At 53.6% G+C, this 20,924-nt stretch carries 16 protein-coding genes; 5 read left to right on the top strand and 11 right to left on the bottom strand.

The window, feature by feature from the left end; all coding sequences use genetic code 11:
• Positions 1 to 8: 8 nt before the first annotated feature.
• From Poly41_RS29325 to Poly41_RS29340, 4 genes are all read right to left on the bottom strand, one after another.
• On the bottom strand, positions 9 to 1,145 hold the full coding sequence (locus Poly41_RS29325; RefSeq protein ID WP_146530936.1) for an ABC transporter permease: 1,137 nt from the start codon (positions 1,143 to 1,145) through the stop codon (positions 9 to 11).
• On the bottom strand, positions 1,142 to 2,452 hold the full coding sequence (locus Poly41_RS29330) for an ABC transporter permease (protein ID WP_146530937.1): 1,311 nt from the start codon (positions 2,450 to 2,452) through the stop codon (positions 1,142 to 1,144). Before Poly41_RS29330 ends, Poly41_RS29325 begins: the two co-directional genes overlap by 4 nt.
• Positions 2,409 to 3,350, bottom strand: coding sequence for an ABC transporter ATP-binding protein (locus Poly41_RS29335; protein ID WP_146530938.1), 942 nt, complete (start codon positions 3,348 to 3,350; stop codon positions 2,409 to 2,411). The genes Poly41_RS29330 and Poly41_RS29335 overlap by 44 nt, the downstream gene beginning before the upstream one ends.
• 195 nt (positions 3,351 to 3,545) lie before the next feature.
• The gene (locus tag Poly41_RS29340) at positions 3,546 to 4,793 is read right to left on the bottom strand and encodes a glucuronyl esterase domain-containing protein (protein ID WP_146530939.1); all 1,248 of its coding nucleotides are present in this window, start codon (positions 4,791 to 4,793) and stop codon (positions 3,546 to 3,548) included.
• A gap of 279 nt (positions 4,794 to 5,072) precedes the next feature.
• Between Poly41_RS29340 and Poly41_RS29345 the strand changes: the two genes are divergently transcribed.
• Positions 5,073 to 5,312, top strand: a complete 240-nt coding sequence (locus Poly41_RS29345; RefSeq protein WP_146530940.1) for a hypothetical protein — start codon at positions 5,073 to 5,075, stop codon at positions 5,310 to 5,312.
• Between the two features lie 62 nt (positions 5,313 to 5,374).
• Here the strand turns inward: Poly41_RS29345 and Poly41_RS29350 are convergent, their stop codons facing one another.
• Together Poly41_RS29350 and Poly41_RS29355 are read right to left on the bottom strand one after the other, a co-directional pair.
• Positions 5,375 to 7,150 carry a multiheme c-type cytochrome gene (locus Poly41_RS29350; RefSeq protein ID WP_146530941.1) on the bottom strand — a complete coding sequence of 592 codons (1,776 nt, stop codon included), beginning with the start codon at positions 7,148 to 7,150 and terminating at the stop codon, positions 5,375 to 5,377.
• Positions 7,151 to 7,278: 128 nt separating this feature from the next.
• Complete coding sequence (locus Poly41_RS29355; protein ID WP_146530942.1) at positions 7,279 to 10,806, bottom strand: LamG-like jellyroll fold domain-containing protein; 3,528 nt, start codon at positions 10,804 to 10,806, stop codon at positions 7,279 to 7,281.
• A 774-nt stretch (positions 10,807 to 11,580) separates the two neighbouring features.
• Here Poly41_RS29355 and Poly41_RS29360 point away from each other — a divergent pair.
• Entirely contained in the window at positions 11,581 to 12,933 is a 1,353-nt protein-coding gene (locus Poly41_RS29360; RefSeq protein WP_146530943.1) for a 4Fe-4S dicluster domain-containing protein, read from the top strand.
• An 18-nt stretch (positions 12,934 to 12,951) separates the two neighbouring features.
• Positions 12,952 to 13,506 carry a BMC domain-containing protein gene (locus Poly41_RS29365; protein ID WP_146530944.1) on the top strand — a complete coding sequence of 185 codons (555 nt, stop codon included), beginning with the start codon at positions 12,952 to 12,954 and terminating at the stop codon, positions 13,504 to 13,506.
• A gap of 137 nt (positions 13,507 to 13,643) precedes the next feature.
• On the opposite strand, the gene Poly41_RS35205 is transcribed toward Poly41_RS29365, so the two are convergent.
• The 4 genes from Poly41_RS35205 to Poly41_RS29380 all read right to left on the bottom strand — a co-directional run bounded on the left by Poly41_RS35205 (position 13,644) and on the right by Poly41_RS29380 (position 17,179).
• Complete coding sequence (locus Poly41_RS35205) at positions 13,644 to 13,799, bottom strand: transposase (protein WP_231616046.1); 156 nt, start codon at positions 13,797 to 13,799, stop codon at positions 13,644 to 13,646.
• Complete coding sequence (locus Poly41_RS35835; protein ID WP_390621501.1) at positions 13,796 to 13,978, bottom strand: transposase; 183 nt, start codon at positions 13,976 to 13,978, stop codon at positions 13,796 to 13,798. The genes Poly41_RS35205 and Poly41_RS35835 overlap by 4 nt, the downstream gene beginning before the upstream one ends.
• A 765-nt stretch (positions 13,979 to 14,743) precedes the next feature.
• Complete coding sequence (locus Poly41_RS29375; RefSeq protein ID WP_231616047.1) at positions 14,744 to 16,234, bottom strand: PAS domain-containing sensor histidine kinase; 1,491 nt, start codon at positions 16,232 to 16,234, stop codon at positions 14,744 to 14,746.
• A gap of 81 nt (positions 16,235 to 16,315) precedes the next feature.
• On the bottom strand, positions 16,316 to 17,179 hold the full coding sequence (locus tag Poly41_RS29380; RefSeq protein WP_146530947.1) for a helix-turn-helix domain-containing protein: 864 nt from the start codon (positions 17,177 to 17,179) through the stop codon (positions 16,316 to 16,318).
• A 378-nt stretch (positions 17,180 to 17,557) separates the two neighbouring features.
• Here Poly41_RS29380 and Poly41_RS29385 point away from each other — a divergent pair, with 378 nt between their 5' ends.
• Complete coding sequence (locus Poly41_RS29385; protein ID WP_146530948.1) at positions 17,558 to 18,850, top strand: class II aldolase/adducin family protein; 1,293 nt, start codon at positions 17,558 to 17,560, stop codon at positions 18,848 to 18,850.
• Between the two features lie 46 nt (positions 18,851 to 18,896).
• Positions 18,897 to 20,051 (top strand): iron-containing alcohol dehydrogenase, encoded by a 1,155-nt coding sequence (locus Poly41_RS29390; protein WP_197231796.1) that lies wholly within the window; start codon positions 18,897 to 18,899, stop codon positions 20,049 to 20,051.
• A gap of 53 nt (positions 20,052 to 20,104) precedes the next feature.
• On the opposite strand, the gene Poly41_RS29395 is transcribed toward Poly41_RS29390, so the two are convergent.
• Entirely contained in the window at positions 20,105 to 20,668 is a 564-nt protein-coding gene (locus Poly41_RS29395) for a hypothetical protein (protein ID WP_146530949.1), read from the bottom strand.
• Positions 20,669 to 20,924 lie beyond the last annotated feature (256 nt).

The raw sequence follows: 20,924 nt of genomic DNA on the forward strand, positions 1-20,924 counted from the left end.
CGACGAAGTCATTGAAAACGCAGCGATTTTGCCGCGAGCAGACTGGTCGTGATTGCGAACAGTGCGATCAAACCGAGCGGATTCAAAATCTCCGCTAGACCTCCGCCAAAACTGATCAACTGGTGCATCGCATCCATTGCCCACGCGGTGGGAAAGAGTTGACCCACTTGGCGAGCAAAATCGGGAACAATCTCAAGAGGCCACCAACAGCCTCCGAGCGCAGCCATCGCGATCGAGCCTAACGTACATAGCCCTTGAACGCTCTCTTGATTTTTGACAACCGCGGCAATCAGGACGCCGAGTGAAGCGCAGCCCCAAGCAAAAACCACCAACGTGACACCAATCAACAACAGGTTGTCGCCATAGTCCATGCCAAAAACGAGTTTGCTGATCAACAGCAAATAGACGATCTGTACGATCCCTAACAGAAATCGCCCAAGAATTTTGCCAACGACCAATTGCATTCTTGATACTGGATGAACGGCGATACGGCGTAGCACTCCGCCCGATCGCTCCTGTGATATCGCCAGGCCTCCGAAGATCAGCAAATTCATCAAGACAAACATGACGAGATATCCTGGGACGGATTGCTCGAATCCCGATGGGATCTTCCTGCGTCCGGCGAACTGAACCTCCAACTGGACGGGCTTTTCGCGTGCAAGCATCGCCCTTAACGGCGCTTCACGGAGCATCGAATCAGCTTCCTGCGAAACCACGGCAAAGATCGCCGATGTGACCGCAGTGATCGCACGTACGATTCGCACTTCAACCATCGCCGCTGGCTGCAAATCACTATCCGACCGCCGAAAGAACTCGACATCGACTTGCTCTGCCGATTCGACTTTCGCAGTGAAGTCCTCAGGAATATGGAGGGTTCGTTCGGCGGGATCGGCATCAACCCAATCAATCACCCGAAACCCTTCTTGTTCAAGTTGTTCAAGAAAGATTGCTCCGACGTAGCCGCTATCCTCGTTATGGACGACCACTGTGGGACGCGGATCCTCGGGGGGGCGATCCGATCCACCCGTTGCCGTTCCAAAGAAATAGATAAAGACAACGGGCATCACGAACAACCAAAAATAGCCGCCCTTGTCTTTCAAGAAAACACGAAGATCATTGCTCGCGATCACCCAAATGCATCTCATTCCTCTGCTCCCTGATCAAGTCGGTATTGGAACAGCGGGATCGCGATCATCAACATCGTAGCGCCAACTGCCACTAGACCAATCGACGCGGTCGCCCAATTCGGGCCGGGAAAACCAAACTGAAGATTTTTGATCGATTCCGCAAAGGCGTGATTTGGCATCCTGGGGGACAAAATATCTCGAATGAATGGCGGCAAATTCTGGCTCGGTAGCATCGAACCACCGAGAAATCCAATCATCATGATGAGGATCGTCGACAAAATCGCAATCCGTTTTTCACGGTAAATGACTGCGACCATCAGGTATGCAAATCCAACACAAAACGCGGAATAGGCGGAGGTGAGGATGGCGGTCTCAACTGGGCTTCGCCATTGGATTCCAAAAATCCATGCTCCACCGACAAGCATGATCACCGCAGCAAGGATCACGACCGTATACGAATAGACTGCTTTGGCGACGAAGAACGGCAACAAACGAACTTGGCATGTGCGAAAGCGATTGAGCGTTTTCGTCCTTCGCTCAACGACCAAATCTCTAGCTGTCGCCTCAGCGGTAAACAGCAGAAACAACGCGGCGAGTCCCGGCATGACCAGTGCAAACACGTTAAAGCCTTCGCTTTCCTCATCGGCAATTTCGGGATCCTCGACGGTGCCTCGTTGAAGCCCAATCACCGGTGGAAAAAGGTAGCCTTCCGCCCGCTTCAGCCGATCACCGATGCGTGTCATGATGCTTGCCAAGCGAACGGTATCCGGTGCGCCGGGGGCATCGAGAATTTCGATGACATCTGGCATCTCATCGACCAAGTTCAGAGAAACCGCGTTGAGTCCCTCGGTCACTAACCGCAGCAACTCTTCAGTAATCGCCGGCATGTAGGACTGCGCTGGATTCTTAATCAACTCGATCGGCGGTGTTGACTGACCCGAAACGTACTTCTCGGTAAAGTCTTTTGGGATAACGATCACGGCACTGATCTGATTGTTGTTCATCAAGTCCATCGCCTCGGAGCGAGTGACGCCAACCGAATCGAGGTAGTCAGCAGCCTGTTCACCAGAGGCGGCGGTGGCGATCATGTTTCCGATCAATCCTTGATCCTCGTTCACGATCGCTAGTTGGATACGAGGCATCTCTCCGTTACGAGCCGATGGGCCAAAGACGCTGCCAACGAGTGCGGTGATGCCGATCGGCATGGCCAACAAAATCGCAAAACCGACCCAATTGGAGCGCAGTCGTCGCAAGTCTTTCCGCAGCAATGTTCCAAGCATCTTATTCTCGCAGTTCTCGTCCAGTGAGTTGCAAAAAGACGTCATTTAGATTCGGTTTCTTCACCATTGCGTTGTCAACCCTAACAGGAATGTCCAATAGCTCTCGCAAACAATCAGACGGGTGACGCTCGTCGACCGATGCGAGGATAAGCTGATGCTCGCGCTGACTTAGGATTCGGAAACGATCGGCAAATCCAGTCCATTGCTTCGGATCTGCATTCGCGAAGTCGCCTTCCAATACGAACAATCGGTCACCGCTCAAACGATTTTGCAATTCCTGTAAGGTTCCTTCGGCCAGTAGTTTTCCGTGGTCGATGATTCCGATCCGGTCACAAAGTGTTTCGGCTTCCTCAAGATAGTGCGTCGTGTAGAGCACTCCGGTGCCCTGTGCGGTCAGGCCGCGAACAAACTCGAGAATGTTCGCACGAGCTTGCGGATCGATGCCAACGGTCGGTTCGTCCAGCAACAACAGTTGCGGGTTGTGAAGCAGAGCGCAACCGATATTGACCCGTCGCTTCATTCCACCCGAATAGGTGCGAACCGCGTCGCGGCGCCGATCGGTTAGCATCAGGTCGTGCAGCAGGTGTTCGGTTCGCTCCTTTGCCAACTTGGATGACAATCCGGCAAGTTTCCCCCAAAACAACAGGTTTTCTTCGGCTGAAAGCTCTTCATAGAGAGCAACCTCTTGGGGCACGACCCCCATGCTTTGCTGGGCGGATTTGGGATCGATTGAGAAATCTTTCCCATTGATCGACACGGTCCCGCTATCAGGCTTCCGTAAGCCACAGATCATGTCGATCGTTGTCGTTTTCCCCGCGCCGTTGGGGCCTAGCAAGCCATAGACTTCGCCCGCATTAATCGCGAACGACACACCGGAAACGGCGTGGATGTCACCAAATGCTTTGAACAATCGATCAACTGCGAGAACCTTCGAGTGTGTCATGGGTTTGCTGCAAAACAGGCAGAATCGAAAAAGGGACTGGGCCTGACTGAGAAGGCTCGACCATTTACCTCATCGGGCGCAACAATTCACAAAGAGTTCAAGAAACAGGACACGCAACGCTAAGACGATGCCGCTGCGGTCGTCTACGAATTCAGGCCAGTTTCGAATATCGCGTGGATGCGCTTCGGTGAAAGATCAGCGTGGCCCCAATTTCGAAAGGTGCCGCGTTGCGAATTCCACGTACTGCTGCCAATCAAAGTCGGTCACATCGTGCTTTCCACTTCGCATGTGGTAGCCAATCTGTCCATGGACCGGTTCATTCACCGCGGGCATGGTGTCGGTCGGCAAACCCTCGGTGCCCAGCAGCCGATAGACAGGGTCGGCATGCAGACATGACAAGAACTCACCTTTTGGATCAGCCCACTGGTCCGCTTCGGCGCTTGCAACGTAGAGGGGACGCGGCGCAACGAGTGCCAATAGCACATGGTTGTCGAATGGCATGTCGGCTTCATGGTTTCCGTACTTCTTGAAGTTTCCGCAGAACCAGTGTGGGAAGGAGTCGTTGATTCGCCATACCGTTTCTCCGATCCTCCGGCGTGATAAGGCAGCACCACCACAGCCAGAATCATTTGAAATCACCAGTGCAATTCGCTCGTCCGATGCACCTGCCCACAAACTGGTTTTGCCAAGTCGCGAATGACCGAAGACGGCAACTTTTGTCGCATCCACTTCTTCCACCTTTTCCAAAACATCCACGACTCGGCTCAACGCCCACGCCCAGGTCGCGATCGATGCCGCCTGGTCAGCGGCAGGAATTCCGAGTTGCTCGTGAACGCCGTTCTTGAAACCATCATCGAAATCAGGATCGACGTCTCCGTAGTACAAAGTCACCAACCCGAATCCGCCATCGACAATCTGTTCAATCGACCAGCGACTTGCGGATGTGCCTCGATCCTTTTCATGAGCTTGATGATCCGAAGTACTTCGCATCCAACTCTGCGGAAGCAAAACCGCAGGATCATCGATCACGGTATGGTTGCCGTTAAAGTTATACCCAAGGAAAACGGGGACCGCTTTTTCAGTCGCAGACTTCGGCAAGAACAAGGCAAGGTTCAATTCCTTGCCAGCAAGTTCCACGATCAGCTGTCGCAGCAGCACCTTACCGTCGAGAACCAGCGTGTTGTCCGCTGCAGATCGAAATTGGGTCGCCCCTTGACTCTCAGGCGGAGCCATTCCGAACATCTCTCGCGAAAGCAGGTCGTACCATTCGACACGCTTTGCCACCCAGTCGTCAGCCGTCGTCACTCCGGCAAGGACATCCGGTAACTCGTAGGCCGGAATCTTCGACTCGTCATAGTTTGCCTCAAAGACGAACTCTTCGGCATTGAGGGTAACGGACAACACGAGGGCGGTGGCAATTATGCCAAGCAGGGATAGATTCATAATGAGAATTCTAAGCCGCGCCGTGGCGGATATCAACAGCAGCCATCCCGCCCAGGCAGCAAGTTCAATGGACTGGGGCCACTTTCCCATTGCCGGTCAGGACCGAGTACACTGTTCTTGTTTCCTTCACCGCTCACTCCGTAGGTATGATGATGATTCGCAATTTTGGCTTCTGCATGATCTTTTTGGTGAATCTTCTCAGCACGGCATCCGCAGAGAAGAACGCTTCGCTTGATCCTTTGATCGCTACACTCGGCGAACCCACAATAAAGGAGTCGTTTGATTCCGCGCTTCCTGAGAGGTTCGTGGTCGCGAAGGGGCAATGGAAAGTTTGAGCAGGGAAAATGGTACACCCTGCAAGTGGAGATGTTGGGCGATCAGGTGGTTGCACAAACGGACAATGGCCTCGTTGTCAAAGCTTCCCACGCAAGCCTCGATACCGAAAAACCCAATTATCGTTTCGTCATGCGAGGTGACTCGCTCTCGCTAGACGATTTAACCGTCTGGGACTTGAAATAGACCGCGAATGCTGTCAGCCAAAATGCTCGTTTCCTATTATTGACCTCTCACCTGATTTGACGTCAACGTTGCCCAGCCGACACGGTTTGCGTCGTCGATGCCAATGCCTCGGGTTTCCGATTGGCTTGCTCAAACAACCTGCGGAAACGCGCCACTTCGGGCGTCTCAAACCGAAACAATTCGCTTGCGTGACGCGGGGTGATCACTTGGAACATGAGCGTTGCCTTCACCGTGTATTCCCCGGGTGATGGAATCGGAATTTCGTAAATCAGCGAGTCACTGCCGCCAACAAAATCCCTGTCTTCGCCGATCCCATAGGGACGTGTGGCGGGACCATCGGCGTGGTCAGGATCCCAACCCCGCGGCAACAAACGATTGTCTTTCACGTAAGTTGCACCTCGTAACAAGGTAAAGGTCGGTTTCCCGTCGGCATCCCCCATGATGGTTTCGTAAACCTGGACTTGATCCGACTGATTGACAACCGAATGATGCTCGTTCACCGGTCCGCCGGCCTGTTCGCTGATCAGAACGTTGCCATCGGCGTCGACCAATTCGCCGTCGGAGTTGGTCTGCCCCGACGAGAAAACCGTTTGGCCGTTGACATCGGTGACAACCAACTCGACCCAGACTCGTCGACTCGGATAAGCCGTTGGAAGCTTATGCCCACTTCGATTGCGGACCACCACCGGCACTCTGAGCTGGTTGCCCTCGACCGAAACGGTTTTGATTTCAATTTCCGCAGACTCGTTTTGCAGAAACTGCAAGGTCGTTTGGATCGACTGGTCAAAGGCCTCAGCCGGCGCGATCACTCCCAGCTCCTTCGCATTGTCGCGCAGGATCCGCTTCATCAAAGTGTTGCCGCCAAGGAAAGCATGCCGACCAAACGGGGTCCGTTGTCCGAGGAACGGAAAGTCACGCCCACCTGGATTGTGCGCGATCCGAGTCGCGATCGGCTCTCCGTCGACATCGGTTGTGGGCATGTGACAAGCTTGACAGCTCTTCGCCTCGTTGCTCGGAGGGTCCACTTCGTCGTTGAACACGGAATTTCGCCATTCAAGGTAGGGCGTTTGCTCATGAAATTCACCTGCGGTTGGACGCCCGTCGGCATCAACACTGTGGGTCATCACTGTGTGACAAGTCGCACAGAGTCCCGATTTCAGAACATGATTGCTATGAGTCGGTGTGTAACCGACATGGTGTTGCATGGGCATGGTAAAAGGATCGGCATGCGGACCAAAGATCTTCCGTTCCTGATTGATTTCAAAATGCCCCGTGAAGGAGGCGTCCGTTCCGAGGTTTTGGTCCGCGATTTGATGGCACACGGTGCATGAAACGCCGTCCAATCCAAGCTGGGAACGCTGATCCTGGTTAGTCAAATAGGCCAGAACTTTGCCATCAGGACTTTCCGGCGTTGGCGCGGCCATTGGCGTATGGCAACGCGTACATTTTTCTTCGATCACCCCTTTCATGGACGGCGTTGCCGCAACTTCAGCGGACAAAACGGCTCGCCAAAAAGGGTCCCGCGAAGAATTGGCCATCATCGACGATTGCCATAAATCGTAGGGAGCCACAGGTCTTCGCTTTGCGTCGCGCATCGCCACGGCCCAGTTCGAATTGGAATGACAAACCGCACAATTTTTTGAATCAAGAAAATGACTTTCATTCTGAACTCTCAGCGAAACCGCGGCTTCCACCACGTCATCACGACGGTTCGCGACCGACGCGGTGGGTGAATCCTCTGCGAGCGAGAGCGAGCTCACCAAGGAGCCGGAGAAACAGAGGAGTCCGGAAGAAAACAACGCGAGCAACCGGGTGAAACGTGTTGGCAGAAATACCATGAGTTCACTTTCTCGTCATTTGTCAACGATCTTGAAAAAAAAGATCGAGGATCGGTGGTGGGGGGCTAAGGAAGCGACCGAGGGCGGGGTGTCGTTGCTAGGGGGTGGAAAGACTCCGCGATGGAGCCTCATTCTATCACAATCTCGATCGAGTCATCTTGATCGAGGTTCTCCGCTTCGGAAAGACTCCCCTCGGGCTTCAAGACGACTTCGCGCTCGGGCGTGTGATCGGAGGATTTGACCCAGGTCGCACCGCGAATCCAGCCGTCGTGGCCATTGCCGGAGGAGTCTCGCAACGCACCGCCGGTACCCTCGTCACAGTGATAGAGAGCCAGCGTGTGTTCGTCCGGTTCGAATCGCTCGACTGGCGTGAAGTCCTCGCTGTAGCGAGCGGTGCTGGAAATCCGGATTTCGTCGATCGTGAAGTTCTGCCCGTGCTCGAAATTCTTTCCTAGATGAAAAATACTGGACGGCTGAGAAAGTTTTCCTATCGACGCGGTTCCTTCCAGTTTGCCGTCTACAAAAACACGCAGGACTTCGTCGTCAAAAACGCCCGCAATATGAGTATGTGCGCCGGGCTGAACCACGCTCAACGCTTCGCTTTGGGACATGCCCGTCCTCTCCCACATTTGAACTGAGGGACGACCGTTAGCGAGAATCGCCATGACAATGGAACCATCGCTGTCTTCGGCGCTTAGGATATTGATCTGTCCGGCCGACGATTCCGCCCGAGCCACCGTCGCTTCGATTGTGAAGGAGCCGTCGGGGTTATGTTCGATTTGTGTGAGTTCGACATCGGCCGTTTTACCGTCGAACGCAAGTGCGAAATTAGGTGCGTCGCCTGGATTCCCATCAATGCTGCCATCCTGATCGCTGATGATCCCGCACTCAGGAAGCATCGCTGCGATCCGGCTGACACCCTCGGCAGAGAGTTTCGTGCCGGTCAGTTTCAGCCATCTCAGGGCGCGAAGGCGTTCGAAGTGGGGGATGCACGCATCGGTAATCGACGTGCCTTTTAAGTTCAGCTTTTCCAGATGAATCAACCCGGCGAGGTTCTTTAAGCTGGTGTCATCAACCGCTGCATTATCGGTAACATCAACGCTACGGAGATAGCAGGGCATGCCTTCGTAGAAGATCCCCAATTCGAAGTCGGGCAGATGCGCACCAAATCCGCTCCACTCGACCATCGTTCCGTGTCCACCGACGGAAATCAGCCACTGGCATGCCAATTGGTCAGGGTCGGTTTTCGTCCATGCTAGCCCACGGACCGAATCAGAGATGATTTTGCAGTTGGGTAATGCCCTCTGAATTTCAGCGACCTGATCGGGTGGCGCTAACGTATTGACAATGTCCAGAAATCGGAGATTCGACAAGGCTTGCAGCCCGAAAAGATCCTCTACGGTAGCACTAGCTAGGGTCATAACCTCGAGATCGCTGCAACTTCCTAGGTATTTCAAGCCGTCTCCAGAAATGGTGCACCAACGAAGATCTAAACCGCGGAGCTTTATTAACTTTCCGAGAGACTGTAGCCCCTTATCTGTCAGTGAGGTATAGGTCAACGAAACATTATCTAGCTCCGGTAATCCCGTCAAAATCTCCAACGTTTGTTCGTCAAGTTGGCCAGCGAGATAGATGTTTCGAAGTTCTTTCATGTCCCCAAGAACTTGCATGTCATCCGATGTCAGGCCAGCAACCTCGATCCCAAGGAATTTCAGATTTCGCATCCCTGACAACGCGTGAACTCCTTCAGCCGTCACGGCACAATGGTTAAGTGAGAAATGTTCGAGTTGTGTTAATCCACTCAGAGGGGACAGGTCTTGCCAAGACGCCTGCGGCGCACCAGTGTTATGCAAATTAAGGGCATTCAGATCCGAAAGACGTCCTATATCAGAGAGAAGATCGCTTGAGTCGTTGATCGCAAGTTTGACGCTAAGACGTGAAATAAAGAAAGGTTCGCTGGGGTCCGGCAATGCATCTCCGGGTACAGGCCGTCGCTCTTCGCCATTCGATTTCAACACGAGAATGAGTCCTTCGAAACCCTGTTTGAGCACTGCTTCGGCAACCTTGCGATCGAGGTCGTCGTTGGTAACGTCCTTGTCGGCGCGGTTCATGTTGGCCTGATCGGAGCGCCGGACCCATGTCGCCCCGCGGATCCAGCCGTCGTGGCCATTGCCGGAGGAGTCTCGCAACGCACCGCCGGTACCCTCGTCACAGTGATAGAGAGCCAGCGTGTGTTCGTCCGGTTCGAATCGCTCGACTGGCGTGAAGTCCTCGCTGTAGCGAGCGGTGCTGGAGATCCGAATTTCGTCGATCGTGCCGTCGAACTTCTGCCCGTGCTCGAACTCCTTTCCTAGATAAAAAATACTGGACGGCTGAGCAAGTTTTCCTATCGACGCGGTTCCTTCCAGTTTGCCGTCCACGAAAACACGCAAGACTTCGTCGTCAAAAACGCCCGCAATATGAGTAAGTGTGCCGGGCTGAACCACGCTCAACGCTTCGCTTTGGGGCACGTTCGTCCTCTCCCACATTTGAACTGCGGGACGACCGTTAGCGAGAATCGCCATGACAATGGAACCATCGCTGTCTTCGGCGCTTAGGATATTGATCTGTTCGGCCGACGATTCCGCCCGAGCCACCGTCGCTTCGATTGTGAAGGAGCCGTCGGGGTTATGTTCGATTTGTGTGAGTTCGACATCGGCCGTTTTACCGTCAAACGCAAGTGCGAAATTAGGTGCGTCGCCTGGATTCCCATTGATGCTGCCGCCGTGCTCGCTGATGATCCCGCACTCAGGAAGCATCGCTGCGATCCGGCTGACACCCTCGGCAGAGAGTTTCGTGCCGGTCAGTTTCAGCCATCTCAGAGCGCGAAGGCGTTCGAAGTGGGGGATGCACGCATCGGTAATCGACGTGCCTTTTAAGTTCAGCTTTTCCAGATGGATCAACCCGGCGAGGTTCTTTAAGCTGGTGTCATCAACCGCTGCATTATCGGCAACATCAACGGTGCGGAGATAGCAGAACATGCCTTCTGAGAAGATCCCTAATTCGCCGTCGGGAAGATGTGAAAGGAATCCGTTGAACTCGACTATTGTTCCGTGTCCACCGACGGAAATCAGCCACTGGCATGCCAGTTGGTCAGGGTCGGTTTTCGTCCATGCTAGCCCACGGACCGAATCAGAGATGATTTTGCACTCGGGTAACGCCCTCTGAATTGCGGCGACCTGATTGCGTGGCGCTAACGTATTTATTATGTCCAGAAATCGGAGATTCGACAAGGCTTGCAGCCCGGAGAGATCCTCTACGGTAGCACTAACTAGGGTCATAACCTCGAGATCGCTGCAACTTCCTAGGTATTTCAGGCCGTCTCCAGTAATGGTGCAATAACCAAGACCTAAAACGCGGAGCTTTGTTAACTTTCCGAGAGACTGTAGCCCCTTTTCTGTCAGCGAGGTTTCACCCAACCTAACGCTTTCCAACTCCGGTAGTCCTGTCAAGATTTCCAACGTTTGTTCGTCAAGTTGGCCACCCAGTTGGATTTCGCGAAGCTCTTTCATGTACTTCAGAACTTGCATGTCATCCGAGGTGACGCCAGCAACTCCGATCCCAAGTAATTTCAGATTTCGCATCCCCGACAACGCGTGAACTCCTTCAGCCGTCACGACACAATGGTAAAGTGAGAAATGGGTGTAACCGGCGTTGCGCCGGTCAACATGCGAGCTTTGGTGGAGTGTAGTGCTGAATCAGGTTTCGATTTGGGTGAGCTTGATCGATTTCGTATTGCATATGCCAGTCGATGAAGGTTCGCCAGGGCCGATTTCATGTGTTCCTGCACCAATTGCAGATAACGACGTTGCAGACGCGGCTCCAGCCGCGGAAGATTGATTCCATCCAGGGCAGTCTACAAACTAAGGAAACTTGTGTAGATACCAATGCCCAGAGGGAGAGGTAAATCTTGTAAGTCTTTTTCAATCAACAACTTAAAAACTGCACGACCTCTTCCGAGGGAGGGCCATACGGAAAAAGTCGATCTAAGAGTATGTCCCTACTTGCTTGGCCTTAGTCGAACATGCGCCTTTGGCCAAGATTTCCTTGTTGGCCCTCGAAATCGGCCGTTCACGACGGCACTATCCAATCGTATACTTTTTTTGCGTGGATTCTTACAAAACCGTTAATAGAAAGTTTCACACGGGGAGGGCAATATCGCTAGGGTCGGCCTGATCTGCAGAACGGGATCCTTTCGCAAAACCAATCCACGTGGATTGCGGTTGTTGATTAGCGGGCGCAGTACGTCGCTGCCCAACAAAGTGGCGCTGCAAAATGAGAACATTTGATTAAGATAGTCAAAAATTGCGAGACGCAATCCCTGGCGCAGGTCGTCAGTGGTACCTTCGTATACGGCGGGAATTGGACGAAATCATGGGTGTAGCGACATCATGGGCATAGCGACAGCTGAGAAACTGGAACTGCTTCGGCAAATTCGAAATGCTGGAGTGATTGGGGCTGGCGGCGCCGGGTTCCCTACCTACAAGAAGCTCGACGCGACCGTTGAACACGTGATCGCCAACGGTGCAGAATGTGAACCGTTGCTTCAAAAAGATCGTGAATCGATGCTGCAGCGGCAGGATGCCTTTTTTCAAGGCCTGCGAATCCTCCGTGATCTCACCGACGCATCGACCGTTACGGTTGCCGTCAAGAAGAAGAACGAAGATGTGATTGATCGCTTCCAAGGCGATCTCGGCACAAACCGTTTCGAAAGCCTGGTCTATCCAAACGTTTATCCCGCGGGCGACGAATACATTCTGGTTTACGAGATCTCGGGTCGATTGATTCCGCCCGGCGGCATTCCGCTGAATGTGGGTTGTGTGGTGGATAACGTCGAGACGATTATCAATGTAGCATTGGCCCTCGAAGGCCAGCCGGTAGTCGACAAATTCGTCACCGTATGCGGTGCGGTGGCCAATCCGTTGACGACCGTGGTCCCCGTTGGCGTAACCATCGCGGAATGTTTGGAATTGGCCGGTGGATTGACGGTCGACGATCCGCTGATTTTGACGGGTGGGATCATGATGGGCGGCGTCACGACCGATTTATCCACACCGGTCGGAAAGAACATGGGTGGCATCATTGCGTTGCCAAAGGATCACTACCTCGCTAAGCGAAAGACGGAGTCGCAAGAAACCTATACGCGGGTCGGCCACGGCCAATGCGATCAGTGTTCGATGTGCACGGAACTGTGTCCTCGATACATCATGGGCTACCCGATTGAGCCCCATCGCGTGATGCGTACTTTGCTGATGACGGGTGAGGCCAAGGATCGAACCAGTTTGTGGGCTCAGTACTGTTGCGAGTGCAACGTCTGCACGATGATTGCTTGCCCGGAATCACTCGATCCCAAAAATATCTGTGCCGACGCCAAGCAAACTTTGCGGAAGAACCAACAGGGTCGAACGGAGCTGGAACTGGAGACGCTGTTTCGAGATCCTCATCCAAGTCGCAAAGGTCGCGAAATCCCAATTCCACGGCTGATCACTCGATTGGGACTGACTCCGTACGACGTCAAGGCACCGTTTGTCAGCTTTGACAATTGGCAACCACCGCAAGTGACCATTCCTTTGAACTCACATGTCGGCGCTCCGGCAACGCCCATCGTTGCGGTCGGTGATACCGTTCGTTGCGGAGAGACGATTGCAACGGTTGACGAGCAGCAATTAGGGTGTCCCGTCCACGCCAGTATTGACGGGCGCGTGACGAAAATCAGCGCAAGCAACATTGAAATCACAGCTTAACGAACGAACGGAAGATCGATGGAAAACGGCAAAGCAATTGGTATCGTCGAGACGTCTAGCATCGCGCGAGGTTTTTTGATCGCCGATACCGTGCTCAAGACAGCCAATGTCAAGATCATTGTCAATCGAACCATTTGTCCCGGCAAGTACATGGTACTGATTGGTGGCAACGTCGATGCCGTGACTTCGGCGATCGAGGCCGGCGTCGCGGCCGGTGCCCATACCGTCGTCGATCAGTTAGTCATTCCAAACGTCCACCCGTCGGTTTTTCCTGCGATCAGTGGTGTGAGTCATATGCCGGAGCTCAAGGCGCTGGGCGTCATCGAAGCGTTCAGCGTCGCCTCGGTTATCGAGGCCGCGGACGCAGCGGTCAAAGCGACTCAGGTCCAGTTGATCACGATTCACTTGGCGATGGCCATCGGCGGTAAGGGCTGGGTCTCGTTAACCGGCGACGTTGCGTCGGTCACGGAAGCGGTCGAGATTGGCAGTGCGGTGATCGAACGCAAAGGATTGTTGGTCGACAAAGTGGTGATCCCCGCTCCACGCCCAGACATCATTCGAGAATTCGTTTAAGACGAACTTGAGTCTCGAGTGATCCGTCAGCATTAAATTTTGCTTCCTTAGAAGAATCTGTGGGTGAATTTTGGCTCTGGCAGCGCACCAAGGTTGTGATCGAGCGCTGTTTCGTGAGCTTCTTGGGTGCGAAAACCTTAGGAATATCTGGTAACCCGTTTTCGCTTGTTGTTAAAACCTTCTCCAACGCCGGATGACAACGTCCCTCCGGCTCGAAACCAGTTCAGCAGCAATTCGCGTTTCTTGCGGAGCGTCGTTGCTAAATCCTTCATCGGATCGATTTTGCTTCTCATCGCGCGAGTACACCAAGCATCAAGAAACTTACCTGCCGATGCATGACGTGAAAACGGTCCAGGATACGAATCGCGTGAGGGCCCTTCTTGGCAATCACTTTCAAGTACGCCTGCCACATGTCACTGCAAACAATTGGATGTCTGTTCTCCTTCCTATTGAGGATTGCCCAGTCAAACACGAGGCAGGCTCTGCTGCGGAGCAACCTACCGAAAGATAACTGGGCCAGGAAGGGAAGAGTTTCGGCTCATCCGACGGAAGCGCGCGGAACCCAGACTCGAGGTTTTTTGGAGGTATGGCTCCGGTGTCCAATGATCTCTTAGAAAAGAGTCCCCGACGGACGGTCGTCCGCAGGGAACCGGTAGCACCCTTAGCGCACCGTCGACCGGGATATCCCTTGTCAAGTTGCACCTCTGCAGAGCTCCACTCCGTTTCTCCCGGCAACTGCACGATAACAAGTGAAAATAGCTCCTGCCAGCAATGATGGGACACCGGAGAGATGCCTCGAAAACCTCCTGCGCACGCTTCCGCCGGATGAGCCAAAAAAACGGGGGATCGGCATGAAGATAGCAAACAGCTCCCCACCCATTCCGTGGGAGAGCCAAATTTTAGGGTAGTGGATTACGCCAGAAATCCGTAACTCAAATGTTCTTAGGGGCTTCTGGCGAGGTCCACTACGTCCCAACTCGCAGTTATAACCTTGACGGTCCACTAGGAGCAGGCCTTGTGCTGGGTGTTCAACGCCAAGGATTGCCAGAGGTGCAGCTTTCGCTGGGCTCAGAAGCCTGTCGAAGGACTGATCACGAAGTGGAAGATCATGGGTCGGGGTCGATAGCAAGACGAGCGACAATCTTGAAGCGTTTACCTCTGCATTTACGAAAAACGCCTAAAGGGTTCCGACAACGAAGGGCTTCGCCCCCAGCCTGAATCCGGCGAATGTCTGGCATCAACTTCGCGGCATGATTAGCGTGATTCGTGTACCCTTTCCGGTTGCACTCTGAATCTCCATCTGACCACCGAGGTGTTCCGCACGTTCGCTTATGTTGAAGAGCCCGAAGCTGTTGCAGTGCCTTGTCTGATTCGGGTTGAATCCCGCGCCCTTGTCATTGACCTCGACAAGCATCCAATCGTCGCTGTGCGGTTTCAGTCGCACTTGGGCACGTTTCACGCCCGCATGTTTGACGACATTGAGAAGCAACTCACGAACGGCTTGCAAGATGAAGGTGCGCAAGCCGTCCGTTGTAGGTTCGGCCTCTTCGTCCGCATCGACGGTCAGCGTCATACCAAACTTTTCTTTCATATCACCTTTGAGCCACTCGAGCGTTGCACCGACCCCCTCGACGTGAAGGACTGGAGGATGGAGATCCAGGGAGATGGAACGCGTGATCTGGTGCGCCCTACGCAATTGGTCATCAATTTTGTCTAGCAATTGCTGCCGCTTCTCGGTCGGGATATTTTCCATGTTCAGCGCGGAGAGCGTGAACCTTGTCCCCACAAGGACCTGTTGGAGGTCTTCGTGCAGAATGTGGGCGATTCTCTTACGCTCTTCCTCCTCCGCCCGGATCAGCTTGGCGGTCAACGCCCTCAGCTTTTCTGTCCGCGACTTGACTTTCTGCTCCAGCTCAGCACGAGCTTGGTGGACAGCTTCCTCTGCCCTCCTGCGCTGGGTGATGTCTAGCACTGAAGATTCGAAGCCCTTTGACGTGCCATCTTTGTTGATCAGAAGCGTAGCCCGGCTCTCCGCGACGAAAGTGGAGCCGTCCTTTCTTCTCGCCAGAAATTCCCCCTGCCAAGTTCCGACACGATGGAGCGCTGCCAGAATCGCCTGCGATTTCTCGGGGTCGTCAAGAAAATCGGGTATGGGCTTGCCGATGACTTCGTCTTTGGAGGCGTACCCCCATGTGGAGACGAAGGAACCATTGACCGTGTTGATGATGCCGTTGACATCCGCTGTGCTATTGGCGGCGAGTCCGTTTTCGTAGGCGATACTGGCAAATTCTAGGGCAGACTCCGCCTGCTTGCGCTCCGTGATGTCGGTGACGATAATACCGAGACCGTCCTGAATCTTGAATGCGGTCAACGAGACATGGATCGGGCCAAGCTTGGGATGAGGAACAAGTTGATCAATCTGAAATGGGAGCCCTGACTCAATAACCGAGCGATACGCAGCGTCTCTGCCGCTCTGCTCCAGACTTGGCACGACATCCATTAGAGGCTTCCCAATGATGTTCGTCGCCGTTAGTCCGGTCATGTCGAGGCCCGCCGGGTTCGCATAAAGATTTCGGAGGTCGCTATCAAAAAAGAACAAACCGTCCCTGGAAGCAGTCATAAAGCTCTGCCAAGCATCGTTACGCGATGAGGGCGGATCATGACTCTTCGCCCGAAGACGACGCAACGCTTCAATCAGCTGGGCCGTTGTCTTGGTCTCATCTTTCACAGTCATGACTCCTGACAAATGAAATGGGATGACTGATTTGTGGGTCAAGGCACCCATAAGGGGCGAATCACCAACCGATCATCATCTCAGGTGGTTGTTTCGATAATCTCTTGGTGATGATCCGGTCAGCGTTTTGAATTGACGGCTGAAGTAATTGCTGTCGCTGAATCCAACCAACATCGCAATTTCAGTGATGCTCTTTTCGCTTTGTGCGAGCAATTTACAGGCTTGGCGAACTCTTAACCGGATCAGGTAGGCGATTGGTGGACAGCCCATGGTCGACTCGAACGCTCGCAGGAAGTTTCGCCGAGACATTCCAGAGATTTCAACCAGTTCGTCGAGCGTGAGTGGATCGGCGTAGTGACGTTCGATTAGGGAAATCGCTTCCGCAATTCTCAGCAAGGATTTGCTCTGGGGATTGCGTGATTGGCTGTAACAGCGAGCAAGAAAGGTCACCAATTGCAAGAGCGTTGTTGTGGCGATGACGCCAAACCCCGGCCTGCGGTCGGTTAGCTCTTGGTCAAGTTGGTCAATCAGGCCAATCGCTTGAACCAACTTGGGCGGCGACAGTTGTAATCGACTATTGAAGCCATGGCGTTTCCGCCAATCTGGCTCGAGCGTAAACAACGCATGGTACCCAGGAAGCAATTGCAGATCACTGAACGTCATCGGTAACTCGGTTGCGTCAAATAGCACGTTGATCAGACGCAGTTGGTCCATATTCAAATAGTCATGTGGACGCATGGGACCAATGACAAACGTATCGCCTGTCCCAATTTCATAGGAGTCCTCCCCCGTAATATGTTCCCCTTTGCCGCCGGTGATGATGACGATTTCGGAAAACTCGTGGGAGTGAAGTCCGAACGGTTTTTGCGGATCACGTCGTTCCACAACAATGGGAAAACCATCCTCATGGAACCAGTTCTGTTTTTTTAGCACCTGCATGAATAGACGCTTCCTTAACGAAGGCTTGGATGCCCGTAAGCCCTGGCAATGCGCCGCAGCACGCAATTGGGACTGGTTTCGCGTTTGGCATTATTGTGCTGATGTTTGGCGCAATCGTCAAGGTTTTCGAGATCGCATTGGCGTAGGTTTTGCTAATCGGTGGCGTTTCGCTAGACTGGCGAACGACTTCTTTTTGTTTGCGAGCGCTTGATCCACACCAGGATTTGGGGTTGGGCCGTAGCGGAAGTCGGCAGAACTTTGGAGGATTCCGGGGACGGCCGAAACTCTTGGCGAGCTCCGCTACCCCCAAAGCAAGACGGGATGATGCACGAGGCCCCAATCAAAGATCAACGAAGCATCGAGCTAGCGAGAAAAAAAATGGAAACACAACAAAATTTCATCCATCCACGCGATGCGATTATGCAAACGATGGAGCGAATCTATCGGTATCGCATGACGACGACATCGGGAGGCAATCTTTCGATCCGGCGACCCAATGGAGATATATGGATCACGCCGGCGCGCGTCGACAAGGGCAATCTTACACGAGACGATATCGTCTGCGTTCGGTCCGACGGTACCGTTGAGGGGAGACATCCGCCATCTTCGGAGTTTCCATTCCACAAAGCAGTCTATGAAGTTCGCCCCGATATTGAGGCTGTCGTTCACGCGCATCCCGTCGCTCTGGTTGCCTTCAGCATTTGTCGGGCGGTCCCGGACACGCATCTATTCCATCAAACGTTCAAAGTATGTGGCAAAACGGGCTTTGCCCCCTACGCCGTACCCGGCAGCCAGCTACTTGGCGACAGAATCGCCGAATCCTTCAAAGCGGGTTGTGACAGTGTGATTCTCGAGAATCATGGCGTTGTGGTAGGAGCAGAGAATCTCGCCCTGGCATTCCAGCGTTTTGAAGCTTTTGAATTCGCTGCAAAAACCATCGTCAAAGGCACGCGTCTCGGAGAGGTTCGCTACCTCACGGAGAAATCACTGCACGAGGCGCAAGCACGAAGTGTTGCTCTCGAATCCGCAGTACCGCCGCCTGCTAGTTGTCGTGAAATGGAACTCCGGCGCCAATTGGCGACATTCCTACGCAGAGGATGTCGACAGCGACTTTTCATTAGCACCGAGGGAAGTTTCTCAGCACGTGTCGATGAAGACACCTTCTTAATCACGCCGACTCAAGAGGACCGTGAACTACTTCGCATCGACGACTTTGTGCTCATTCGAGGTGACGTTCGTGAAAAAGGCAAAAAGGCGAGTCTCGCCGTGTTCTCCCATCAAGCGATCTACCGAAAGCACCCAGAAATTCAGTCGATCGTGTTCGCTCATCCCGTCAACGCAACCGCGTTCAGCGTCACGGATTCGTTTTTTGACTCACGAACGATTCCGGAGAGTTATGTCTTTCTTCGCGATGTCCGCCGCGCACCCTACGGAGTGCAATATCAGAACGACGGAGCGATTTCCGAGTATGTGTCTCCTGCTTCCCCCGCTGCTATCCTGGAAAACGATGGTGTGGTTGTGACAGGCGACAGCATCCTCGACGCATTCGATCGGCTTGAGGTTCTCGAGTCGACGGCGGAAGCCGTCATCAATGCGAAATCGATCGGGAGCGTTTCCCCCATGCCGGACAGCGTCATTGATGAACTTCGCAGTGCTTTTCAGTTGCCGTGACGAGCCCATTCAATTTCAATCGCCACCCGTTTAAGGGAACTCAGACATGATGGAAAAACGTACGTATTTTATGCCACCGATGAGTATGATCGGCCCTGGTGTGCTGCAAGATCTGGGAAAGGAAATTAAGGGTTTAGGGGTCCAACGCGTCCTGATCGTGACCGACAAGATTCTCGTCAAACTTCAGCTTGCACAAAAGATCATCGACATTCTGGATGCGGTGGGAATCGAACACGCACTGTTTGACGCGGTCCAGCCCAACCCAACCTGCGCGAACGTTACCGAGGGGCTGTCCGTACTTCAAGAGAATTCCTGCGATGCACTGGTTTCTCTTGGCGGCGGTTCTCCGCAGGATTGTGCAAAAGCGATTGCGATTCTGGCGACCAATGGCGGCGATGTTCGCGACTACGAAGGTGTCGGGAAATCAGAAAAGACGAGCCTTCCGATTGTTGCGGTCAACACAACGGCTGGAACCGCTTCGGAGGTCACGATCAACTATGTCATCACGGACGAAGATCGCCACGTGAAGATGGTGATGGTCGATAAGAACTGTTTAGCAACCATCACCGTGAATGATCCGGAATTGATGTTGGGAAAGCCGGCGGAGCTTACTGCAGCGACAGGCATGGATGCGCTCACGCACGCTATCGAAGCCTACATCACGAAAGGCGCCTATCGACTCACCGACGCCTTGGCGCTCGAGGCGATTCGGCTGATCTCGGAAAGCTTGCGGGACGCCGTCAAGGAGGGGAACAACGTCGAAGCCCGAAGTAAGATGGCCTATGGCTCGTTTATTGCCGGTATGTCCTTCAGCAATTGTGGTCTCGGTGTCGTCCATTCCTTGGCCCACCAGCTGGGAGGCGTTTACGACCTTCCCCACGGTGTTTGCAACGCGGTACTTCTTCCACATGTCATTCGATTCAATGCCGCAAGCTGTGGGGACAAGCTTCGTGAAGTTGCCCAGGCCATGGGCGTCGATACAAAGGATATGGATCGCGATCAAGCAAACGACGCGGCGATCCATGCGATTGTCCAGCTCAGTAAAGACGTTGGCATTCCTTCGGGGTTAGCGGAGCTGGGGGTAGACGATTCTCAACTGAATCGCATGGCCGAAATGGCATTGGCCGATCCCTGCACGCCGGGAAATCCTCGCGGCATGTCGCTTGTAGACGCGATCGAAATCTACGCAAACGCGATGTAGACTCCATCGGCTGCTCGGCGATAGGTAGTTCACCTGCCGAGCCCGATCTTTGTTCAATGCACCGACGATGACCCGTAACAGCGAGAGTGTTGCGAATAATGCTCTGTTTCGAGGAGCGTTTCACGCGGGGAGAGCGGGCGATCACCTTTGTCATCTGAGAGGCGTCGCCATTGGTGTGAAATTGGCTGCGTAGCCGCCTTCTTTGTTAGGCAGGATGCGGCGTCCGGGTCCGTCTTGGGAATCTGAGCGGGACCCTTGGTGCCAAGGCGACGTCGGTTTTCGTCCCTCGCCTCAGCGGTCTTCATGTGCTCGGCGAGTTGCTCGCGACGCTCTTGCAAATCGCTGATCGCGGCAGGTAAACGATCGGCTGAAATAGCTTGTCCGAGCAGGTCTTGCTCCCAGGAATCTTGATTTTCCAGCGAGGAGAGTGCTTCGGCGATCTTCAGGTCGATGGCCAACTTGATCATCTGGCGAAATGCGTTGAGGATTTCATCGACCAGTCGGACAGGATGGTTCTCTGGGACCATGTCCTCGAGTGCCTTGGTGATCAGCACGAGTTGATGTCGAGGCATCGGAGCGCCTTGCCAATAGTTGGCTTTGGGTTCTCGTTGACTCAAGGGGAACCCTCCCGTGCAGAAGCAAGTGAACGAAAAGAGTTTAGCGCGACTGTCATCGATGACCAGACACTACCCCTCCAAATTGCGAATACACTCAACCGACACGCTGCTTGCACTTCGTGCGTATATTGGCAACGTTTTCCACAGGGAGGGTGGGGGCGTAGACGCTTATTGTCCAAGCACCTAATAAGTGCACCGCACGGAATGGGGAGCCCTACTGTGGAATCAGCCAAACTTGGGGCTGATCAGGATGATC

It is taken from the genome of Novipirellula artificiosorum (assembly GCF_007860135.1).
GTDB lineage: Bacteria > Planctomycetota > Planctomycetia > Pirellulales > Pirellulaceae > Novipirellula_A > Novipirellula_A artificiosorum.

Excerpts from the sequence above, each read along its gene's own strand:
- Poly41_RS29335 (WP_146530938.1), bottom strand. The coding sequence starts at position 3,350 with ATGACACACTCGAAGGTTCTCGCAGTTGATCGATTGTTCAAAGCATTT.
- Poly41_RS35205 (WP_231616046.1), bottom strand. The coding sequence starts at position 13,799 with ATGAGAAGCAAAATCGATCCGATGAAGGATTTAGCAACGACGCTCCGC.
- Poly41_RS29380 (WP_146530947.1), bottom strand. The coding sequence starts at position 17,179 with ATGCAGGTGCTAAAAAAACAGAACTGGTTCCATGAGGATGGTTTTCCC.
- Poly41_RS29325 (WP_146530936.1), bottom strand. The coding sequence starts at position 1,145 with ATGAGATGCATTTGGGTGATCGCGAGCAATGATCTTCGTGTTTTCTTG.
- Poly41_RS29350 (WP_146530941.1), bottom strand. The coding sequence starts at position 7,150 with ATGGTATTTCTGCCAACACGTTTCACCCGGTTGCTCGCGTTGTTTTCT.
- Poly41_RS29330 (WP_146530937.1), bottom strand. The coding sequence starts at position 2,452 with ATGACGTCTTTTTGCAACTCACTGGACGAGAACTGCGAGAATAAGATG.
- Poly41_RS29340 (WP_146530939.1), bottom strand. The coding sequence starts at position 4,793 with ATGAATCTATCCCTGCTTGGCATAATTGCCACCGCCCTCGTGTTGTCC.
- Poly41_RS29390 (WP_197231796.1), top strand. The coding sequence starts at position 18,897 with ATGATGGAAAAACGTACGTATTTTATGCCACCGATGAGTATGATCGGC.
- Poly41_RS29360 (WP_146530943.1), top strand. The coding sequence starts at position 11,581 with ATGGGCATAGCGACAGCTGAGAAACTGGAACTGCTTCGGCAAATTCGA.
- Poly41_RS29385 (WP_146530948.1), top strand. The coding sequence starts at position 17,558 with ATGGAAACACAACAAAATTTCATCCATCCACGCGATGCGATTATGCAA.
- Poly41_RS29365 (WP_146530944.1), top strand. The coding sequence starts at position 12,952 with ATGGAAAACGGCAAAGCAATTGGTATCGTCGAGACGTCTAGCATCGCG.